Raw genomic sequence first — 19228 nt, 5'->3', positions numbered from 1 at the left:
GAACGCTCCTTCCGGTTCAGGATGCGGTGAGCTCGGCGGACCGCTCGGCGACGAGACGTTCGCGCAGGGCCTTCTTGTCGATCTTGCCGACCTTCGTCAACGGCAGCTCGGTCACCGTCACGAGGTGGTCGGGGCGTTTGAACGCCGCGACGCCACAGGCATCGAAGTGCGCCCTCACCGCGCCGAGATCGAGGTCGTGCCCGTCGGACAGCACGGCGAACAGGCACACCGTCTCACCCAGGGTGTCGTGCGGCATGGCCACCGCCGCGGCGAGGCGCACCCCCGCCAGGGCGTAGGCGAGGTTCTCGACCTCTTCGGCCGAGATGTTCTCGCCGCCGCGGTTGATCATGTCTTTACTGCGTCCCTCGACGACGAGGTTCCCGTCCGGACGCCGGCGCACGATGTCGCCGGTGATGTAGAAGCCGTCGGGGGTGAAGGAGCGCGCGTTGGTCTCCGGAGCGTCGTAGTACCCGCGCGGCGTGTAGGGGCCTCGGGTGAGCAGCACGCCGGGTACGCCCGGGGCGACGTCGAGCCCGCTCGTCTCGTCGACCACGCGGAGCTCGTCGAGGGGCGACACGGGACGCCCCTGCGTACCGACGACGACCTCGACCGGATCGTCGAGCCGCGTGACGTTGATGAGCCCCTCGGCCATGCCGAACACCTGCTGCAGCGTGCCCGGCAGCGCCTTCACGACGCGCTCGGCCAGTTCGTCGGCGAGGCGCGCTCCGCCCACCTGCAGCACGCGGAGGCTCCCGAGCGCGTCGAACCCCACGGCGCCGGCGTGATCGAGCCACGAGGCGACCACCGCGGGCACCGCGGCGGTGTGGGTGACTCCGTGCCGCTCGATGGCCGCGAACGCGCGCTCGGGCCGCGGAGAAACCAACGGCACGACAGCGCCGCCGGCGAGCAGGGTGCCCAGGATGCCGGGGCACGCGAGCGGGAAGTTGTGTCCCATGGGCAGCGTCGCGAGGTATACCGTGTCGCGATCGACCGCCGAGGGCGGCGAGGTCAGGACGATGTTGCAGAGGTAGTCGTCGTGCGTGCGGGCGATGAGCTTGGGAAGGCCCGTTGTGCCGCCCGAGAGCAGGAACACGGCGACGTCGGCGGCATCCGGTCTCGGCAGCGCCCGACCGCGGATCGAGTCGTCGGACGGTGCGCACAGGGCCCTGAGGCTGACGGCGTCGGGAGCGTCGTCGTCGTCGCTCAGCACGATCAGGTGCCGCACGGTCGGGCTCGACGCCCTTAGAGCGCGGGCGAGCGCCAGGTGATCGAAGTCGCGCAGGGCGTCGGGAGTGACGAGCGCGACGGCCTCGGATGCCGAGACCAGGTGCCGCAACTCGTGCTCACGGTGGGCGGGAAGCGCCATGACCGGCACGATCCCGGCCCGCAGACACGCGACCGTCAGAACGACGAACGTCCAGTGGTTCGGCAGCTGCACGACGACGCGATCGTCGGGGGCGAGGCCCAGATCGATCAGACGCGCCGCGCACGCCTCGACCCGGTCGTGCAGCTCGGTGTAGGTCAGGGAGACCTCGTCGTCGACGAGAGCGACCCGGTCGGCGTGCACGTGCGCGGCTTCGGCGAACGCGTCACCGAGCGTGCGGCCCTGCCACAGCCCCTCGGCGCGGTACCGCGCGGCGACGTCGGCGGGCCAGGGCGTCGTCCCCTCGCGCGTCTTCATCGCAGCACCGCATCCGCGCGGCCCGAGAGCACCAGCGTCATGGCGCGATCCTCGTCGCATTCGGGCTCGTCGATGATCGCCGCCACGCCGTGTCGCAGGCGAGCGGCCTCGGCGGTGAGCTGGCGATCGAGCGCGCTGCCGCCCGTGACGAGCACCGCCGACGCGTCGGCGTGACCGGCGAGGGCCTCGCGCACGGCGTCGTCGGGACGGATCCCGTCGCCCGCAGCGACCGTGACGACCGGGGGCAGCTGGTCGCGGTCGAGCACACGTCTGTCGAGGAGCCCCGTCACCGCCGACTCGAGGGGCGGGGCGCCGTGCCTGTTCTGCCACTGTCGCAGGGCACGGTCCACGGCATCCGGGTCGCGGCGCGCGATCTTGGCCGCGGGAAGGGCGCGCGAGAAGAAGTGGAAACCGAACTGCCAGGGCTCGAACGCGTGGAAGTACGTCCCGAAGTTCTCCCACCAGGACAGGCTGGGCCGCGCCGCGCCCTGAATGCGGGCGACCTGCGGCTGTCGCACGCCCTCGTACGCGAGGAACGCGGCCTCGACGTCGTCGGGGTGCGCCGCGAGAGCGTCGGCGAGGGCGATGGCGTCTTCGAGCGACATCTTCGTGCCGCTGCCCACCGAGAAGTGCGCGGTGTGCACGGCGTCACCGAGCAGCGCGACGTTGCCGCGGTGCCAGCTGCGCGCGCGGATGGTGCGCGAAGTTGCCCCACCGGGAGTTGTTGCCGATGAGGCGCGCGCCGCCGATGAGGGGGGCGAAGATCTGCTCGAGCCGGTGCTGGCTGTGCTCGTCGCTCGGGCCCGGGGGAGTGGTGGGGGCGAAGGCGTCGAGACCGGCGGCGCGCCAGGTGTCTTCGTCGGTCTCGACGATGAAGGTCGACAGGCCGCCGCCGATCGGATAGGCGTGCGCCGCGAAGACGCCGGCGACGTCGTCGGGAAGACCCTCGGCGTGGGTGTGCAGGAACGTGAGTCCCTCGAAGGGGGCGTCGGTGGCGAACCAGATGAACTTCGCCGCGGCCGTCTCGTACGTCACCCCCAGGGTGTCGTCGCCGATCGCGGCGCGCGTCTGCGAGTTCGCTCCGTCGGCGGCAACGATCACGTCGTAGTCGCCGAGTTCGTCGATGCATCGCGGAGCGGAGAAGTGCAGATGCGCCCCGGCGGCGACGGCCCGCTGCTGGAGGGCGGCGAGCAGATCCTTGCGCAGCACGGCGCCCATGCCGTTGCCGGCGAAGGTCATGGTCTCGCCCTTCGCGGTGACGCGGATGGCGTCCCACCGCACCCCCGACGCGTCGAGGGTCTCGCGCAGCGCCGAGTCGGCGGCATCCACCCCGCTCTGCGTCGCGTTCGAGAAGACGACGCCGAAGCCGAAGGCCTCGTCGGCGCGATTGCGCTCGAACAGGTCGACGTGAGCCCCGGGGATGTTCCGCGCGGCCAGGGCGGCGAAGAGCAGCCCGCCCGGGCCGCCTCCGATGATTGCGATACGCATGTCAGCCTCCTCGCTGAGAATGTCGAACCGTCACGACGCAACGAGTATGCAACATAAACGCGTTCTGCGCCATAGCTCCGTTACATGATGGTCGGGTAACGTTCTCGCATGCGCCCCCGCTCTCTCGTCTTCACGCTCTTCGGGGACTACTTCCGCTACTGCGGCGACGGGGAGGCTCCGCTGCGCGGACTCAGCGACGTGCTCCAGCTCTTCGAGGTCGAGCCGGCCACCACCCGCGTGGTGATGTCGCGCCTGCGGGCCGAGGGATGGTTCGAGACCCGCCGTGACGGTCGTTTGACCACCTACGTGCTCTCGCCCAAGGCTTGGCAGCTGCTCGACGAGGGACGCGAACGTATCTTCCGTCACGTGTCCGGCGAGTGGGGCGGCCAGTGGACGCTCATCGCGACGCGCGCGGGCGACCGCTCGGCCCGCGACGAAGTGCGCAAACAGCTCACCTGGCTGGGCTTCGGGCAGCTGCAGCCCGCGATCTGGGTCGCACCCGGCGACCGCATGGCCGCAGCGCGCGATCTGATGGAGACCAACGGCGTGAGCTCCGACGTGTTCCTCAGCCGCAGCGGCGACCTCGACCACGACCGATCGATCGCCGCGCGCGGGTGGGACCTCGACGCGCTCGACGCGCTGTACGGCACGTTCGTGGCGCGGCACGACAGCCCGGCCGACGGCGGGACCGACGACGATGCCCTGGTGGCCCGCGTGCGCCTCACCGACGACTACCGCCGCTTCCCCTTCACTGATCCCGACCTGCCGGCCGACCTGCTGCCCGCGGGGTGGAACGCCCCCCGCGCCCACGAGGTCTTCGTGCGCCGCCACGGCGAGCTGCGCCCCGGGGCGACCTCCGCGATCGAGCGTCTCACCGGCATGACCGTGCGCGGGGCGCACCGGGCGTTCCTCGACGGCGGAGTGGTGGGCTTCACGCGGGAGCGGTGACGGCGGTGGGCGCGGCACCGGATGGCGCGGGCCGCCTCTCCCCGCGGGCGCATGCGGCCGCGGTGTCGGCGTGCGATCACAGCGTCGCCGTTCGCCTGGCAGTTCGCCGCGCGAGAGGAGCCGGGTCTCAGAGCAGTGCCGGCAGCCGGTCGGCGAGAGCGCGCAGCACGTGCGTCGTGCCGCCGTCGATCTTGACCGCCGCGCGCTGGTCGGCGCGGGTCTCGCCGCGATTGACGATGACCACCGGGAGGCGCCTGCGCCGCGCCCGCTCGACCAGTCGGATGCCGGAGTTGACCACGAGCGACGAACCGGCGATGACCAGAGCCTCGCTCATGTGGACGAGCTGCTCGGCCTCGCGGAACTTCTCGACCGGGATGTACTCGCCGAAGAACACGACGTCGGGCTTGAGCGTGCCCTCGCACACCGAGCACACCGGGACGACGAACCCGTCGGCCGAAGCCGGGGTCACGTCGCCGTCGGGGCCGAGCTCGACGTTCTCGGGCAACGTGATCCAGGGGTTGTCGGCTTCGACGCGCTCGGCCAGATCGCGGCGGTCGAACACCTGCCCGCACTGGAGGCAGCCGACCCGGCGCATCGTGCCGTGCAGCTCGACCACCCGGCCGCTGCCCGCGCGCACGTGCAGACCGTCGACGTTCTGGGTGACGACGCCGTTGGCGACTCCCGCGGACTCGAGATCGGCGAGGGCGCGATGGCCGTCGTTCGGCTGCGCGGCCGCGAACACCTTCCAGCCCAGGTGGCTGCCCACCCAGTAGCGGCGACGGGCGTCGGCGCTCGAGAGGAACTGCTGCGCCGTCATGGGCGTGCGCGTGGGTGCGCCCTTGCCCCGGTAGTCGGGGATCCCCGAGTCGGTCGACACGCCCGCGCCCGTCAGCACGGCGATCTTGCGGCCCGCGAGCACGTCGACGGCGCGATCGATGGATGCCGAGAACTCGGTCTCCTCCGTCGTGTCGGTCATGCACACCTCCGTGTCGTCGAGTCTACGGCGGGGCACCGCGTCCGGTCCGCGCGTACCGGACGCGGTGCAGCGGGCACACCCCCGGTGGCCGCGGGCCTGTGGCGTCGATACTGGAGGGATGAGCGCTCTCCCCCCACCCGCCATGCTCGAGATCACCTGCCTCCGCCGTGTGCGGCCCTGGGGCGGCGACCCCGTCGACATCGCGATGGCCGACGGGGTCATCACCGCGATCACCCCCGCCGGGACCGCCCCGATCGGGGTGCGCGAGTTCGATGGACGGGGCCTGCTGGCGCTGCCGGGCCTCGTGAACGCCCACGCCCACCTCGACAAGTCGTGGTGGGGACTGCCCTGGCAGTCCTACGGCGGTGAGGGGAGCACCGAGGGGCGCATCCGGCACGAACGCGCCGAGCGCGATCGCCTCGGCATCCCCTCTCTCGAGCGCTCCGCGTACGTGCTGCGCGAGCTCGTCCGTTACGGCACCACCGCGATCCGCACCCACGTCGACGTCGACGCCGAGCTCGGCCTGCGTGGCATCGACGCGGTCGACGAAGCCGCCGCCGCCTATCAGGGGGCGCTCGACGTGCGCATCGTCGCCTTCCCGCAGGACGGAGTCCTCCGTCGCCCCGGTGTCCTCGACCTTCTCCGCGAGGCAGCGACCCGCCCGAGCGTCGAGTGGATCGGCGGGCTGGACCCCGCCACCATCGACCGCGACCCGGTGGGGCAGATCGACGCGATCGCCGAGCTCGCCGCCGACACGGGCGCGGGAATCGACATCCACCTGCACGACCCCGCCGAGCTCGGCGCGTTCCAGATCGAGCTGCTCGTGGACCGCGCCGCGCGCCTCGGGCTCGCGGGTCGCGTGAACGTCGCCCACGGCTTCGCCGTCGCGCAGCTCGACCCGGCGCGTCGCCGCGACCTGCTCGCGGCCATGGCCGAGGTCGGGGTCACGATGACCACGGTCGCCCCGCTCCGCGTGCCGCAGCTGCCCCTCGCCGAGCTCGACGCGGCCGGCGTGCGCTTCGCGTTCGGCACCGACGGCATCCGGGATCTGTGGAGCCCCTACGGCACCGGTGACACCCTGGGTATCGCGTGGCAGTACGCCCGCGCGGCGGGCCTCGCGCGCGATGAGGACCTGCTGCGCGTGATGCGGCTGGCGACCAGCGCGGGCGCCTGGGCCGTGGGGCGCGAGGTGCACGACCTCGTCGAGGGCGCGCGCGCCGACATCGTGCTCGTCGAGGCCGAGAACCCCCTCGACGCGCTGGTGCGCGTGCCCGAGCGGATGCTCGTGGTCGCTGGCGGGAGTGTGCTGCACGTCGCGTGAGGCGCGCGCCGTCGCGTCCATCCCGCGGCGAGCCCTGCTCACCGGTCGGGTTTCCACGACACGCCGCCACGGCCCGCGGGGTCGCGGTGTGTCGTGGACACTCGGCGGGGGCGCGCGCGGCCGGAGCGCGGCTCGGCTGGCACGATGGGACGATGCCCGTCATCCCTCTCGACTCCGCCGACGACCCGCGCCTCGCCGACTACCGCGACCTCACCGATGTGTCGCTGCGCCGGGTGACAGAGCCCGCGGGCGGGCTCTACATCGCCGAGTCCTCGAAGGTGCTCGACCGCGCCCTCCGCGCGGGGCACCGTCCGCGCTCCGTGCTCGTGCAGGACAAGTTCCTCGCCGACGCCCTCGCCCTCGTCGGAGGGGATGCCGAGATCTACGTCGTCGCGGCCGAGATCGCCGAGCAGGTGACGGGGTACACCGTGCATCGGGGGCTCTTGGCGTCCATGCATCGTCCGGCGCTGGCATCCGTCGAAGAGGTCGTGAGAGACGCGCGGCTCGTCGTCGTGCTCGAGGACATCGTCGACCATACGAATATCGGGGCGGCATTCCGTTCGGCGGCGGCCCTCGGTGCGGATGCCGTGCTCGTCACGCCCCGCTGCGCCGACCCGCTGTACCGCCGGAGTGTGCGCGTGAGCATGGGCACGGTGTTCCAGGTGCCGTGGACGCGACTGCCCGAATGGTCGGAGGCCGCCCCCCTGCTGCACGATGCGGGGCTGCATCTCGCGGCCCTCGCGCTGTCGGACGATGCGGTCACCCTCGACGACTTCTCGGCGGCGGGGCACGAGCGCGTCGCCCTGCTGATGGGGGCCGAGGGCGACGGGCTGTCACGCCGCGCGCTGGACGCGGCCGACACCGTGGTGACGATCCCGATGGCCGGGGGAGTGGACTCTCTCAACGTCGCCGCGGCGAGCGCGGTGGCTCTGTGGGAGCTGGGGCGCGGGCGGCGCTGAACGATACGCGGCGGCCGACTCCGTGGGCCGCCGTCTCCGCGGGAGGGCGGTCAACCACGGCGTGACCGCCCGACGAAACACCGCGGGCTGCGCCCGTCCACGGGTCGTGGCCGCGGTCGTCGAGCAGCTCCGGCCGTGCGCCGAGAGCGTCGGTGCACGCGCGCACGCACAGGCCGGCGTCTCGACCCGTCGTCCCGCCGCTCACCGCCGCCGCGCACCCACGAGCAGCGTCAGCAGGTACGCGCCGCCGAGCGAGAGGGTGACCAGACCCACGGGAGCAGCGATACCCGCGAGACCCAGCACGAGCGCGACGAGCTGCGCGGAGGCGAGGAGGAACGCCCCGGCGCCGATCGCCGGGATGAGGCCCGTGCCGGGAGCGAGGCGCCGGGCGACGTGGGGAGCCGCGAGTGCGACGAACGCGAGCGGACCGGTGTTGGCGGTCACGACCGCGGTCAAGACGACGGCGAGAGCGATCAGCGTCAGACGCAAGCGCACGACCGCGACGCCGTGAGCGGTGGCGACGTCGTCGCCGAGATCGAGGCTGCGCAGCGACCGGGTGGTGAGCAGCGCGGCGGCGCCGACGAGCACGAGGATCACCACGCTCGGTGCGAGACTCTCCCACGACACGCGGGTGAGCGAACCCGCTCCCCAGAGCCCCACCGACATGGCGTCGCCCACATCGGCGCGCGTGATGAGGTAGGCGTTGACGGACCCCAGCGCCGCGGCCACCGCGATGCCGACGACGATGAGGCGGAACGTCGACAGCCCGCCCCGATACGCGAGCACCGTCACGAGCGCGGCCGTGAGCAGACCGCCCAGGGATGCGGCGGCGGCGACCTGCCAGAAGCCCTTCGCGCCGAGCAGGATCATCGCGATCGCCACGCCCGTGAACGCGCCCACGTCGATGCCGACGAGGTCGGGGGAGCCGAGCGGGTTGCGGGTGAGACGCTGGACGATCGCGCCGGCGAGTCCCAGGGCGGCGCCGAACACGACCGCGGCGATCGCCGTCGGCAGGCGCCACTCGACGAGCACGAGTCGCTCGAAGTCGCTGCCGGTGCCCAGTGCCACGGCGAGGAGGCGGTCGGGAGCGATGGGGTACTTCCCGAGCGTCAGGGACAGGACCGAGAGCGCAACGGCGGCGAGGAACAGCCCGGTCGTGACGAGGACGGTACGGCGCGCGGCGCGGCGGCGCGGGGGTGCCGTGGGGGCGGGATGCCGTGCGGCGGGGGCGGCCGTCGGCTCGCTCTCGCGTGAGGACGGCGGGGGAGCGACCCTCACAGTCCGCTCACCTCCCGACGGCGGAGCGTCATGATGGGGGGCGGTGCGGCGATGACGTTCACAGTCCGCTCACCTCCCGACGGCGGACCATCGCGATGAGCACCGGCGCCCCGACGACCGCGACGACCACGCCCACGGGGATCTCCCCGGGGGCGGCGATGAGGCGCCCGATCACGTCGGCGACGAGCACGAGCGCGGGGGCGGCGAGCAGAGACGTCGCGAGGATCCACCGCTGGTCGGGGCCGACGATCCATCGCATCGCGTGCGGCACCATGAGCCCCAAGAAGACGATTCCGCCGGTCAGGGCCGTCGCCCCGCCGGCGGTGAGGGCGATCGCGACGACGCCGGTGCCGCGGACCCACGCCGCGCGCGTACCGAGCGAGGCGGCGAGCTCGTCGCCGAGGGCGAGCGCGTTGAGGCCCGGGGCGCACGCGAACGCCACCACCACCCCGGCCGCGATGACGAGCCCCATGACCCGCGCCTCGTCGTACCCGGTCGCCACGATCGACCCGAGCGCCCAGTTGCGCACGGCGGTGAAGGCCGAGGTGTCGCGCAGGGCGATGCCCGTCGACAGGCCCCCGAGGATCGCCGCGATCGCGACCCCGGCCAGCAGCATGCGGGCCGAGCCTCCCGGGCGTCCGGTGCGACCGATCGCCAGGACGACGGCCGTGGTCAGCAACGCCCCCGCGAACGCCACTCCCGCCACGGCGGAGGGCGAGGCGATGCCCCACACCGCCGCGGCGAGGGTCACGGCGAAACCCGCGCCGGCGCTCACCCCGACGATGCCCGGCTCGGCGAGCGGGTTGCGCGAGACGGCCTGGATCAGCGCCCCCGCCACGGCGAAACCCGCCCCGGCGAGGATCCCGACCACGGTCCGCGGGGCGCGGAGCCCCCACACGACGGCCGATTGGTCGGCGCTGCCCGGCGAGAAGACCGCGTCCATCAGGGCCGGGAACGAGATCTCGCGACCGCCCAGGGCCAGACTCAGGGCCACGGCGGCGAGCAGGGCCACCGCGAGCACCGGGATCGCCGCGCGGCGTCGGCGCCGCAGCTGCGGCATCCGGAATTCCCGCCGTGCAGGCACGCGAAAGAGCGTCACGTCGCCGGGGTCCTCTCGGTCGGGGCACGCTTGACAAAGTTTGGTTAGCCTAACTTTACTTGCTCGGGCGCCGGCTCGCATCGACGAGCCGCCCCGGCCCCCGATCGGAGGGCCGTTCCCCCCAGCTGCACCGATCGCAGCCGACCCGAGACGAGAGGGTGCCCATGGCTCTTCCCCGCATCCGGCCCTACACCGCGCCGACCGAGATCCCCGCGTCGACGCTGGACTGGCGCATCGATCCGGAGCGCAGCGTGCTGCTCGTACACGACATGCAGGAGCACTTCGCCGGCGCGTTCGTACGCGGCGCCGAGCCCTTCGCCCCCGCGGTCGCGGCGATCCATAACCTGCGCGAGGTCGCCGACGCCGCGGGCGTTCCCGTCGTGTATACGGCCCAGCCCGGCGGGCAGTCACCCGTCGAACGCGGGCTGCAGCTCGACCTCTGGGGGGCCGGCGTGCCGAGCGGCGACGGCGAGCGCATCGTCGCCGAACTCGAACCGCGCGCGCACGACCACCGCCTCACCAAGTGGCGGTACGACGCGTTCGTGCGCTCGGGCCTCGAAGACCTGCTCGCCGACCTCGGCCGCGACCAGATCATCATCACCGGCGTGTACGCGCACATCGGGTGCCTCATGACCGCGGCGAGCGCGTTCATGGGCGACCGGCAGGCGTTCCTCGTCGCCGACGCCGTCGCCGACTTCTCGCGGGACGACCACGAGATGGCGCTGTCGTACGTCGCCCGCCGCTGCGGCGTCGTCACCACCGCCGACCAGGTGTCGCGGGCGCTCGCCGGCGCCATGGCGGCGGTTCCCCGATGACCGCGCGCTACGACGCCGTCGGCATCGGCTTCGGTCCCTCCAACCTCGCCCTCGCCATCGCGCTCGAGGAACGCGGCGACACCGGCCGGATGCGGTTCTTCGAACGCCAGGAGTGCTTCGGATGGCACCGCGACATGCTGCTGCCCGGCGCGACGCTGCAGGTCAACCACCTCAAGGACCTCGTCACCCTCCGCGACCCGCGGAGCTCCTTCAGCTTCGTCAACTACCTGCACGAGCAGGGTCGCCTGATCGACTACATCAACCTCAAGACGTCGTTCCCCACCCGCCTCGAGTTCCACGACTACCTGCAGTGGGCCGCCGCGCGCGTCGCCCCCGTCTGCGACTACGGCACCGAGGTCGTCGGGGTCCGCCCCGTCGGCGACGGCGACCGGGTCGACGCCCTCGCCGTCGACATCGTGCGCGACGGTCGCCGCGAGATCGTCGAGACCGACAGCATCGTCGTCGGAGCGGGCCTCCGCCCCCGCCTGCCCCACGGCGTCGAGCCGTCGCCCCGCGTGTGGCACTCCGACGCGTTCCTCTCCGCGCTCGCCGCGCTCCCGGCATCCGCCCATCGCCGGTTCGCGGTCGTGGGAGCCGGCCAGAGCGCGGCCGAGATCGTCGAGTATCTGCACGCCGGGTATCCGGATGCCGCGGTGCACGCGATCTTCGGACGCTTCGGGTTCGCACCCGCCGACGACAGCCCCTACGCCAACCGCATCTTCGACCCGGCGACGGTCGACGAGTTCCACGGCGCCCCTGCCGACATCCGCGAGCGGCTGCTGCGCGTGCACGCGAACACGAACTACTCGGTCGTCGACCTCGACCTCATCGAGGAGCTGTACCGGCGGGAGTACGCCGAGATCGTGCGGGGCGCCCGGCGCCTGCACGTCGAGAACGTCAGCCGCGTCGAGCGCGTCGTCGACGGCCCCGACGGCGTCACCCTGACCGTCCGCGACGAATCGCGCGGCACGACCCGCGAGATCGAGGTCGACGCCGTCGTGTTCGCCACCGGTTACGAGCCCGTCTCGGTCGACGACCTGCTGCCGGCGCTCGCCTCCCGATTCGCGCGTGACGAGCAGGGCCGGGTGATCGTCGAACGCGACTATCGCTTGCGCACCGACGAGGCCTTCGCCCCCGCGGTGTACCTGCAGGGCGGAACCGAGCACACGCACGGCCTGACGTCGTCGCTGCTGTCGGCGGTCGCCGTCCGCGCGGGCGAGATCGCCGAGTCGCTCGACGCCCGGCGCGTGCGCGACCCGCAGGGTGCGTTCGCCGGCGCCCTCGTCGGAAACGGCGTCTCATGAGCGCCGTCGTCGTCACGGGAGCCGCGGGCGGCATCGGCCGCGCCGTCGTCGCCGACCTCGTCGCGCGCGGGTTCTCCGTCGCCGCGATCGACCGCGCCCGGTCCGAGGCCGTGGAGGGCGCGATCCCGCTGGTCGCCGACGTCACCGACGAGGCCGCCCTGGGGGAGGCCGTCGCCGAGGCCCGCGACCGGCTCGGTCCGCTCGTGGGAGCCGCGAGCGTGGCGGGCGTGTTCCACGTGGCATCCGCGCTGGAGACCTCGATCGACGACCTGCTCGATCTCGTCCGCGTCAACGCCGGGGGCGTGCTCGCCCTCGCGCGCGCGGCGATGCCGCACCTGGTCGAGGCGGGCGGTGGATCGTTCGTCGCCGTCACCTCCAACGCCGCGGTCATCCCGCGCGCGGGCATGGCGGCGTACGGCGCGTCGAAGGCAGCCGCGAACGCCCTCGTGCGCACCCTCGGACTCGAGGCGTCGGCTCTCGGCATCCGGTGCAACATCGTCGCTCCCGGATCCACCGACACCGCGATGCAGCGCGACTTCCACGCGATCACCGGCGCCGGTCGCGACAGTGTGGTGGCGGGAGACGCCGACGCGTTCCGGCTCGGCATCCCGCTGGGGCGGATCGCCGACCCGGTGGACATCGCCCGGGTGGTCGGATTCCTGGTGTCGGACGACGCCCGGCACGTGACGATGCAGACGCTCACGGTCGACGGGGGAGCGGGGCTCGGAGCATGAGCGCCCTCGCCCCCCTCCCCGGTGGCGCCTCGGCGATCTACCGCGGCAGCAAGCGGACGGTCGTCGCCTTCGGGCGTCGGCGAGCGGATGCCACGGGCCCGGTGCTGCAGCGCATCGCGGCCGCTCACGACGACGGGGTGCCCCTCGTGCTGGGTTCGCTCGGCTTCGACCCCGCACGCGACGCGCACCTCATCGTTCCGGCACGCGTCGCGACGACCGACACGCTGCGCGAGGGCGTGCAGGCGCGCACCGCCGTGGCCGCCACCGCGCCGCGCGACGTCGGTCTGCGCTTCGTGCCCGAGCCGGAGGCGCACGTCTTCGGCGCGCTCGTCGACGAGGCGCTCGACGCCCTGCGGGCAGGGCGGCTCGACAAGGTCGTGCTCGCGCGCACCCTCGTCGCCGATCTTCCACCCGACGTGCCGCGCGCCGCTCTCGTACAGGCGCTGTTCGACGCGAACCCGACCGCGTTCGGCTTCGCCTTCGACCTCGGCACCACCGCCGACCCGCGCGTGTTCTTCGGCGCGAGCCCCGAACTGTTGATCCGCCGGGTGGGAACGGCGGTGCGCAGCGTCCCGCTCGCGGGCTCCCTGCCGCGCAGCGCCGATCCCGAGGTCGATCGGGCGCGGGCCGCGGCTCTGGCCACCTCGACGAAAGACCTCGGCGAGCACCGCTTCGTCGTCGACGCGATCGCGGCCGCCCTCGGCCCGTTCTGCCGCAACCTGCGCGTGCCCGATCGCCCCGACGTCGTCGCGACGCCGACGATGTGGCACCTCGGGACGACGATCGAGGGTGTGCTCGACGACCCGACGGTCACCTCCGCCGAGCTGGCTCTCGCCCTTCATCCCACCCCGGCCGTCGGCGGGGTGCCCACGGCGGACGCGGTCGCGGCGATCGAGGCGCTCGAGCCGTTCCCGCGCGGACCGTTCGCGGGGCCCGTCGGCTGGACCGACGCCTCGGGCGACGGGGAGTGGGCCCTCGGCATCCGCAGCGCCGAGATCGCCGGACGCACGATCCGGCTCTTCGCGGGCGCGGGGATCGTGGCCGACTCCGAGCCCGAGCGCGAGATCGAGGAGACGGGGGCGAAGTTCCGCACCCTTCTGCGCGCGCTCGGGGCCGCGGAGCCGGTGGCTCAGATGTCGGTGTCTGCGGTGCGGGGGGCTTCGTCGCCCGGATCTTCGGAGCCGGGGGCTCCGACACCGGTGTCTCAGATGTCGATGTCGAAGTCGTCGGCGCCGTCGGTCGAGCCGGTCGCCTTCAGGAGCGCGGCGAAGTGATCGAGGCGCTTGGCGTCGATGATGCTGTTGCTCACGCCCTGCTTCCAGTAGCCGAAGACGCGCAGGTCGGCCTTGTCCATGCCGGCGGCGAGGCACCGCGCGCGCAGCGCCCGCATGGCGTCGCGTTCCCCGGCGGCCCACAGCACGGCGCCGACCGGGGCCTCGACGGCGTCGACATCGGCGATGCGCTCGACCGACACGTCGGGCGCGGGCGGCAGCTGCGCCAGCACCACGTCGTCTCGGCTCGTCGTGCGGACGCGCCCGCGGCTGCCCGCGGGCCACGCCGCGAGGATCGAGGCTACGGCCGGAAGCGCGGAGTCGTCGGCGACGAGCTCGATCGGGCGCCCGTCGTGGGCGGGCAGCAGGTGCGTGCGCGGACCGATCACGCGCACGCTGTCACCGGGGCGGATGCCGGCGAGCCACGCCGTCATCGGGGTGCGGTGACCGTGCCGCACGACGTCGACCTCGATCGTGCGCGGCGCCTCGAAACGGCGGACGGTGTACACGCGCGACACGAGCGCGGTGTCGTCGTCGAGCGCGGGGACCTCGATGCGGATCGCCGTGTTCGGCTTCGCCCACTCCGCCGCGTCGGGCGTGCCGCCCAGATCGATCGTCACGCGCGTGACGATCGGCGAGATCTCCGCGGCATCCCGCACGAGAGAGATCTCGTCCGCGAGCCCGTGCGCATGGGCCGGGTGGGCGATCACGTCGCGCTGGTTCTCGGTCAGGCGCAGGCTGCGGCTCATGGGGATCCTCTCGGTGGGCGGCCGGTTTCGTCGACGCCGAGAGAACCGGGCGTCGCAGATGGTTAGGTTAGGCTAACCTACATCGGGGCGTGCTCGCCGACCTGCGGCATCCCGCCCCCTCCACAGCTCACCACCCGTAAGGAGTTCCATGTCTCTCGCCCGCTTCCTCCGTCCGGCCCGCGCGGTCGCCGCGGCCGCCGCTCTCGCGGTCAGCGCTGCGCTCCTGTCGGGCTGCGCCACGGGCACGCCCGATGCCGGCAGCACGCCCGCAGCCACCTCGGGCGGGTTCCCCGTCACGGTCGACCACGCCTACGGCGAAGCGACCATCCCCGCGGCCCCGGAGCGCGTGGTGACCCTCGGCTGGATGGAGGCCGACATCGTCACGGCGCTGGGCGTCGAGCCCGTCGCGACCTCCGCGTTCCCGTTCGACAAATCCGGCATCGCTCCGTGGCTTGCCCCGAAGCTCACCACGACCCCCGCGCTCATCCAGACCGCCGCCGCCGGGGCCGACCGCGCGCCCCTCGACCTCGAGGCCATCGCGGCGCTGCACCCCGACCTGATCGTCGCGACCTCGTACGTCGACCTCGAAGCCAACTACGCCGGCCTCTCGGCCATCGCTCCGGTCGTGGGTCCGAGCGCGAAGAACATCCACCACCTCGACTGGAAGGTCGAGGCGCCGCTCATCGCCGAGGCGCTCGGCAAGACCGATGCCGTGCAGCCGCTCATCGACGCCGACACGGCCACGTTCGCCGAGGCGGGGGAGAGCCACCCCGAGCTGAAGGGGCTCACCTACACGCTCTCGCTCGCCACGCCCAACGCCCTCAAGGTCGTCAACGACACCGAAGACGGCAGCGTCCGCGCCTTCGACGCCCTGGGCATGACGTTCAGCCCGACCGCGGCCGCCCTTCCCGCGCTCGATGACGGCTCGGGAGCCGCGGGCCTGTCGTTCGAGACCGTCGACAAGGCAGATGCCGACCGCATGTACGTCGCCTTCCTGAGCCCCGACGTCAAGACCGCGTGGCAGAGCAGCGCCGTCTTCCCGACGCTCACGGCCGTCAAGGACGGTCACCTCGTCGACCTGTCGATGGTGCAGATCGCGGCGCTGCGCAACCCGTCGCCGCTGAACGCCTCGTACGCGCTCAGCGCGATCACGGGCTCCTGACGCGCCGGTCGTGGCGGGCCCCGCGCCCGCCACGACCCTTCCCTCCTCGCTTTCCACACAAAGGTTCCCCCCGATGCCGAATCCCTTCGACGACCCCGACGCCCGTTTCCACGTGCTGGTCAACGACGAGGGCCAGCACTCGCTCTGGCCGGTGGGACCGCCCCTGCCAGCCGGGTGGACCCCCGTGACCGAGCCGCTGCCGCGCCCCGACGCGCTGCGTGTCGTCGACGACGCCTGGACCGACCTGCGCCCGGCGTCGTTGCGCGTGGAGCACGCCCTACGCGCTGTGCGCCCGTACCCCGACGACGTCGCCGTCGCGTATCGCGCACGCGGGTACTGGATCGGTCAGACCTTCACCGGGCTGCTCGAGCAGACCGTCGCGCGCCACGGCGCCCGCCCCGCCGTGATCGACGGCGATCGCGTGCTCGACTACCGCGGACTCGACCGCGCCGCGCGGGCCCTCGCCGATCGGCTCGCCGCCGACGGCATCCGCCCGGGGGATCGGATCGTGCTCTTCCTGCCGAACGTCGCCGAGCACCCCGTCGCGGTGTTCGCGCTCGCCCTCGTCGGGGCGCTGCCCGTCTTCGCGCTCCCCGCCCACCGCGAGCACGAGCTCGCCGACGTCGCGACCCGCTCGGCCGCGCGCGCGATCCTCACCCTCGGTCGTCCCGCCGACGCCGACTACGCCGACATCGCCCGCCGCGGCGCACCCGCGGGCGTGCGCGTGCTGCTCGTGGCATCCGCTGATCTCGACGCCCCCGCGCCCGCCGAGCGCCGCGAGAGCCCGTCGCGACCGGATGCCATCGCCTTCCTGCAGCTGTCGGGTGGGACCACGGGCGGGCCCAAGCTCATCCCGCGCACGCACGACGACTACCTCTACTCCGTGCGCGAGAGCGCCGTGATCTGCGGACTCGACGAGAACAGCGTGATGCTCGTCGCCCTACCCGCCTCCCACAACTTCACGATGAGCTCCCCCGGCATCCTGGGCGCGATCGCCGTCGGCGCATCGGTGGTCATGTGTCCTGCGCCGAGCCCCGACATCGCCTTCCCCCTCATCGAGCGGCATGGCGTGACCACCGTCGCCCTCGTGCCGCCGCTGCTGATCGCCTGGCTCGACGCCGCGCGCGGTGAGCGGTTACGCACGCTCCGGTCCGTCCAGGTCGGCGGGGCCAAGCTCAGCGAGGCCGTCGCCCGGCGGGTGCGGCCCGAACTGGGGTGCACGCTGCAGCAGGTGTTCGGTATGGCCGAGGGGCTCGTGAACTACACCCGCCTCGACGACGACGAGGAGACGATCGTCACCACCCAGGGGCGGCCGATCTCGCCCGACGACGAGGTACGCGTCGTCGACGATCACGATCAGCCGGTACCGACGGGAACACCGGGGCATCTGCTGACGCGCGGGCCGTACACGATCCGCGCGTACCTCGCCGACGAAGCGGTCAACCGCGCCTCTTTCACGGCCGACGGCTTCTACCGGACGGGCGATCTCGTCTCGGTCGACGAGCGGGGGTACGTCCGCGTCGTGGGGCGCGCGAAGGACCAGATCAACCGCGGCGGCGAGAAGGTCGCGCCCGAAGAGCTGGAGAACCTCCTGCTCGGCCATCCCGTCGTGCACGACGTGTCGGTCGTGGGCGTGCCCGACGACACCCTCGGCGAGCGCATCGCCGCCTACGTCATCCCGCGTCGCGACCTCGACCGCGCCCCGCGGGCGATCGAGCTGCGCAGATTCCTCGCGGATCGCGGCGTCGCGCGGTTCAAGCTGCCCGACACGATCGAGTTCGTCACGGCGTTTCCGACCACGGGGGTGGGCAAGGTGAGCAAGGTGCGCCAGCGCACGCCCGAGCGGACCGCCCCGTGACCCCCACGCTCGATCTCGGTGCGCTCGCGCGGGTGAGCGGACCGGCCGACGCCGCCTGGCGGCTCGTATGCCTGCCGCACGCGGGCGGATCGGCAGGGGCCTACGCACGACTCGGGGCCGGTCTCGCCGACCCGCCGCACATCGTCGCCCTGCAGTACCCCGGTCACGAGACCCGCATCGCCGAGGAGCCGCTCACCTCGTACCCGGAGTTCGTCGCGGCGTTCGCAGGCGTGCTCGGACAGCTGACGTCCGACGGCATCCCCACGGTGCTGCTCGGGCACAGCTTCGGCGCGTCGCTCGCGGCGGCGCTGTCGGCCCTGATCCCGGTCGATCTCCTCGTGCTGTCGGGTCGCCCCGCACCGGGGCGACGACGCGGCGGACGCCTCCCCGCCGACGACGACCGCGAGGCGTGGCGCGCGTGGCTGCGTCGTCTGGGCGGTACCCCCGAGGTGCTGCTCGGCGACGAGCCGTTCCTGACGCTCGCGATCCGGGCTCTTCGCGGTGACCTCACCGCCGCGGCCGAGTTCGACCGCCCGGGCGCAGCCGCCGACGCCGAGCGCGGTCCGTTGCGTGCCGGGGGACTGCTCACCGTCGCCGGGCGCGACGACCCCGTCGCCGGTCCCGTCGCGGTCAGCGGATGGATGCCGTTGCTGCAGGCCGGCGCGGTCGATCACGGAACGCTCGTGCTGGAGGGAGGACACTTCGCCCTCCTCGACCACCCCGAGCTGCTGCTGTCGCGCATCCGCACGGCGGTGGGCGCGTGATCGTCGCCGCCCGCGTGCTCGCACCGGGGCACCCGTGGCTGAGCGACCGCGAGCGCGAGCGTCTGAGGGCGATGCGCCCGGCTCGCGCGGCCGAGTTCACCACCGGCCGCGTGCTCGCGCGGGCGCTCGTCGCCGCGGCCACCGGCAGGGGCCCCGCCGACGTGACGATCGACGTACGCCCGCCGGGTGACCCGCGCGCCGGCATGCCGTCGACTCCGGATGCCGCCGGGGGGATCTCGATCGCCCACTCCGGCGGCGTGGTGCTCGTGGCGTACCGACCCGAGGGCGACGTGGGCGTGGACGTCGAGGCGGGGATCGGTGCGGCGAACGACGCCGTCGCCGACTACCTCCCCGTCCGCGAACGTCCGCGGAGCGGCTGGGACGCAGCGACGCTCGCGCGGGCGTGGGTGCGCCGCGAAGCGGTCGTGAAGTGCCTCGGCACCGGCCTCGTCGCCGAGCCCGAGGCCCTCACCCTCCGCCCCCGCCGACGCGGCGCCGGCCGTCGTGACGTGCGCTCTCGACCCCGCGGCCCGGCTGGAGCTCGTCGACCTCGATGTCGGGGGACTGCCGGGCGCCCTCGCCGTGCGCGACGAAGCCCCGCGTGGCGCCCGGGCGGTGCGCGCCCACACCGGGCGCCACCCGGCGCTCACCGCGGGCGTCGGCATGCTCCCGTTCTTTTCCGAGGTCGTCGACGCCGGTGATCTCGTTCCCGGCGCCGAGGGCGTCGGCATCCGTCTTGCCCCTTTCGCGGGCGCCCCCGCGAACGTCGGCGCCGAGGGCGTCGGCATCCGTCTTTCCGTTCCCGTTGGAGTCTGAGGAGA

Annotated in this window: 18 protein-coding genes; 11 read left to right on the top strand and 7 right to left on the bottom strand. The window is 73.3% G+C overall.

All coding sequences use genetic code 11. The features are described 5' to 3' along the window. Positions 1 to 16 precede the first annotated feature (16 nt). Genes QE454_RS14750 through QE454_RS14740 form a run of 3 tightly spaced genes read right to left on the bottom strand, consistent with a single transcriptional unit; the run spans position 17 to position 3169 of the window. The gene (locus tag QE454_RS14750; RefSeq protein ID WP_210076550.1) at positions 17 to 1681 is read right to left on the bottom strand and encodes a (2,3-dihydroxybenzoyl)adenylate synthase; all 1665 of its coding nucleotides are present in this window, start codon (positions 1679 to 1681) and stop codon (positions 17 to 19) included. After that, on the bottom strand, positions 1678 to 2340 hold the full coding sequence (locus QE454_RS14745) for a hypothetical protein (protein WP_309668797.1): 663 nt from the start codon (positions 2338 to 2340) through the stop codon (positions 1678 to 1680). Before QE454_RS14745 ends, QE454_RS14750 begins: the two co-directional genes overlap by 4 nt. Further along, positions 2330 to 3169, bottom strand: a complete 840-nt coding sequence (locus QE454_RS14740; RefSeq protein WP_309668730.1) for a lycopene cyclase family protein — start codon at positions 3167 to 3169, stop codon at positions 2330 to 2332. Before QE454_RS14740 ends, QE454_RS14745 begins: the two co-directional genes overlap by 11 nt. A gap of 108 nt (positions 3170 to 3277) precedes the next feature. Between QE454_RS14740 and QE454_RS14735 the strand changes: the two genes are divergently transcribed. Next, on the top strand, positions 3278 to 4117 hold the full coding sequence (locus QE454_RS14735; protein ID WP_210076545.1) for a PaaX family transcriptional regulator C-terminal domain-containing protein: 840 nt from the start codon (positions 3278 to 3280) through the stop codon (positions 4115 to 4117). A gap of 127 nt (positions 4118 to 4244) precedes the next feature. On the opposite strand, the gene QE454_RS14730 is transcribed toward QE454_RS14735, so the two are convergent. Then, positions 4245 to 5093 (bottom strand): Sir2 family NAD-dependent protein deacetylase, encoded by an 849-nt coding sequence (locus tag QE454_RS14730; RefSeq protein WP_307460177.1) that lies wholly within the window; start codon positions 5091 to 5093, stop codon positions 4245 to 4247. A gap of 118 nt (positions 5094 to 5211) precedes the next feature. Between QE454_RS14730 and QE454_RS14725 the strand changes: the two genes are divergently transcribed. Together QE454_RS14725 and QE454_RS14720 are read left to right on the top strand one after the other, a co-directional pair. After that, positions 5212 to 6414, top strand: a complete 1203-nt coding sequence (locus QE454_RS14725; RefSeq protein WP_210076541.1) for an amidohydrolase family protein — start codon at positions 5212 to 5214, stop codon at positions 6412 to 6414. Positions 6415 to 6566: 152 nt separating this feature from the next. Next, positions 6567 to 7373 carry an RNA methyltransferase gene (locus QE454_RS14720; RefSeq protein WP_309668729.1) on the top strand — a complete coding sequence of 269 codons (807 nt, stop codon included), beginning with the start codon at positions 6567 to 6569 and terminating at the stop codon, positions 7371 to 7373. 201 nt (positions 7374 to 7574) lie between these two features. Here QE454_RS14720 and QE454_RS14715 read toward each other — a convergent pair whose 3' ends face one another. Both QE454_RS14715 and QE454_RS14710 read right to left on the bottom strand, forming a co-directional pair. Then, complete coding sequence (locus QE454_RS14715; RefSeq protein WP_307460181.1) at positions 7575 to 8651, bottom strand: iron chelate uptake ABC transporter family permease subunit; 1077 nt, start codon at positions 8649 to 8651, stop codon at positions 7575 to 7577. A gap of 58 nt (positions 8652 to 8709) precedes the next feature. Continuing rightward, positions 8710 to 9711 (bottom strand): iron ABC transporter permease, encoded by a 1002-nt coding sequence (locus QE454_RS14710; protein WP_307460184.1) that lies wholly within the window; start codon positions 9709 to 9711, stop codon positions 8710 to 8712. 203 nt (positions 9712 to 9914) lie between these two features. On the opposite strand from QE454_RS14710, the gene QE454_RS14705 reads away from it, so the two are divergent. Genes QE454_RS14705 through QE454_RS14690 form a run of 4 tightly spaced genes read left to right on the top strand, consistent with a single transcriptional unit; the run spans position 9915 to position 13877 of the window. Further along, the gene (locus tag QE454_RS14705; protein ID WP_307460186.1) at positions 9915 to 10565 is read left to right on the top strand and encodes an isochorismatase family protein; all 651 of its coding nucleotides are present in this window, start codon (positions 9915 to 9917) and stop codon (positions 10563 to 10565) included. After that, complete coding sequence (locus tag QE454_RS14700; RefSeq protein ID WP_307460189.1) at positions 10562 to 11869, top strand: lysine N(6)-hydroxylase/L-ornithine N(5)-oxygenase family protein; 1308 nt, start codon at positions 10562 to 10564, stop codon at positions 11867 to 11869. Before QE454_RS14705 ends, QE454_RS14700 begins: the two co-directional genes overlap by 4 nt. Further along, positions 11866 to 12603: an SDR family oxidoreductase gene (locus QE454_RS14695; RefSeq protein WP_307460192.1), complete on the top strand. Its 738-nt coding sequence runs from the start codon at positions 11866 to 11868 to the stop codon at positions 12601 to 12603. The genes QE454_RS14700 and QE454_RS14695 overlap by 4 nt, the downstream gene beginning before the upstream one ends. Then, positions 12600 to 13877 (top strand): isochorismate synthase MenF, encoded by a 1278-nt coding sequence (locus QE454_RS14690; protein ID WP_307460195.1) that lies wholly within the window; start codon positions 12600 to 12602, stop codon positions 13875 to 13877. Before QE454_RS14695 ends, QE454_RS14690 begins: the two co-directional genes overlap by 4 nt. Here QE454_RS14690 and QE454_RS14685 read toward each other — a convergent pair. Beyond that, the gene (locus tag QE454_RS14685) at positions 13808 to 14623 is read right to left on the bottom strand and encodes a siderophore-interacting protein (RefSeq protein ID WP_267787412.1); all 816 of its coding nucleotides are present in this window, start codon (positions 14621 to 14623) and stop codon (positions 13808 to 13810) included. The two genes, QE454_RS14690 and QE454_RS14685, sit on opposite strands and share 70 nt — an antisense overlap. Before the next feature lie 148 nt (positions 14624 to 14771). On the opposite strand from QE454_RS14685, the gene QE454_RS14680 reads away from it, so the two are divergent. From QE454_RS14680 to QE454_RS14665, 4 genes are all read left to right on the top strand, one after another. Next, a complete protein-coding gene (locus QE454_RS14680) occupies positions 14772 to 15785 on the top strand; it encodes an ABC transporter substrate-binding protein (protein ID WP_307460199.1) in 1014 nt (337 codons plus the stop codon). Positions 15786 to 15858: 73 nt separating this feature from the next. Beyond that, positions 15859 to 17643, top strand: a complete 1785-nt coding sequence (locus QE454_RS14675) for an AMP-binding protein (RefSeq protein WP_307460202.1) — start codon at positions 15859 to 15861, stop codon at positions 17641 to 17643. Then, complete coding sequence (locus tag QE454_RS14670) at positions 17640 to 18407, top strand: thioesterase II family protein (RefSeq protein WP_307460205.1); 768 nt, start codon at positions 17640 to 17642, stop codon at positions 18405 to 18407. Before QE454_RS14675 ends, QE454_RS14670 begins: the two co-directional genes overlap by 4 nt. 504 nt (positions 18408 to 18911) lie before the next feature. Continuing rightward, positions 18912 to 19223, top strand: coding sequence for a hypothetical protein (locus tag QE454_RS14665; protein ID WP_309668728.1), 312 nt, complete (start codon positions 18912 to 18914; stop codon positions 19221 to 19223). Positions 19224 to 19228: the final 5 nt, after the last annotated feature.

Source organism: Microbacterium sp. SORGH_AS_0454, assembly GCF_031453395.1.
GTDB lineage: Bacteria > Actinomycetota > Actinomycetes > Actinomycetales > Microbacteriaceae > Microbacterium.
The sequence above is the reverse complement of the archived record's forward strand: the minus strand, read 5'-3'. Positions and strand labels throughout refer to the sequence as shown.

What these genes read in the sequence shown, in the direction of transcription:
- QE454_RS14690 (WP_307460195.1), top strand. Translation starts at nt 12,600, where the DNA reads ATGAGCGCCCTCGCCCCCCTCCCCGGTGGCGCCTCGGCGATCTACCGC.
- QE454_RS14710 (WP_307460184.1), bottom strand. Translation starts at nt 9,711, where the DNA reads ATGCCGCAGCTGCGGCGCCGACGCCGCGCGGCGATCCCGGTGCTCGCG.
- QE454_RS14700 (WP_307460189.1), top strand. Translation starts at nt 10,562, where the DNA reads ATGACCGCGCGCTACGACGCCGTCGGCATCGGCTTCGGTCCCTCCAAC.
- QE454_RS14695 (WP_307460192.1), top strand. Translation starts at nt 11,866, where the DNA reads ATGAGCGCCGTCGTCGTCACGGGAGCCGCGGGCGGCATCGGCCGCGCC.
- QE454_RS14750 (WP_210076550.1), bottom strand. Translation starts at nt 1,681, where the DNA reads ATGAAGACGCGCGAGGGGACGACGCCCTGGCCCGCCGACGTCGCCGCG.
- QE454_RS14730 (WP_307460177.1), bottom strand. Translation starts at nt 5,093, where the DNA reads ATGACCGACACGACGGAGGAGACCGAGTTCTCGGCATCCATCGATCGC.
- QE454_RS14685 (WP_267787412.1), bottom strand. Translation starts at nt 14,623, where the DNA reads ATGAGCCGCAGCCTGCGCCTGACCGAGAACCAGCGCGACGTGATCGCC.
- QE454_RS14680 (WP_307460199.1), top strand. Translation starts at nt 14,772, where the DNA reads ATGTCTCTCGCCCGCTTCCTCCGTCCGGCCCGCGCGGTCGCCGCGGCC.
- QE454_RS14705 (WP_307460186.1), top strand. Translation starts at nt 9,915, where the DNA reads ATGGCTCTTCCCCGCATCCGGCCCTACACCGCGCCGACCGAGATCCCC.
- QE454_RS14735 (WP_210076545.1), top strand. Translation starts at nt 3,278, where the DNA reads ATGCGCCCCCGCTCTCTCGTCTTCACGCTCTTCGGGGACTACTTCCGC.
- QE454_RS14740 (WP_309668730.1), bottom strand. Translation starts at nt 3,169, where the DNA reads ATGCGTATCGCAATCATCGGAGGCGGCCCGGGCGGGCTGCTCTTCGCC.
- QE454_RS14675 (WP_307460202.1), top strand. Translation starts at nt 15,859, where the DNA reads ATGCCGAATCCCTTCGACGACCCCGACGCCCGTTTCCACGTGCTGGTC.
- QE454_RS14720 (WP_309668729.1), top strand. Translation starts at nt 6,567, where the DNA reads ATGCCCGTCATCCCTCTCGACTCCGCCGACGACCCGCGCCTCGCCGAC.
- QE454_RS14725 (WP_210076541.1), top strand. Translation starts at nt 5,212, where the DNA reads ATGAGCGCTCTCCCCCCACCCGCCATGCTCGAGATCACCTGCCTCCGC.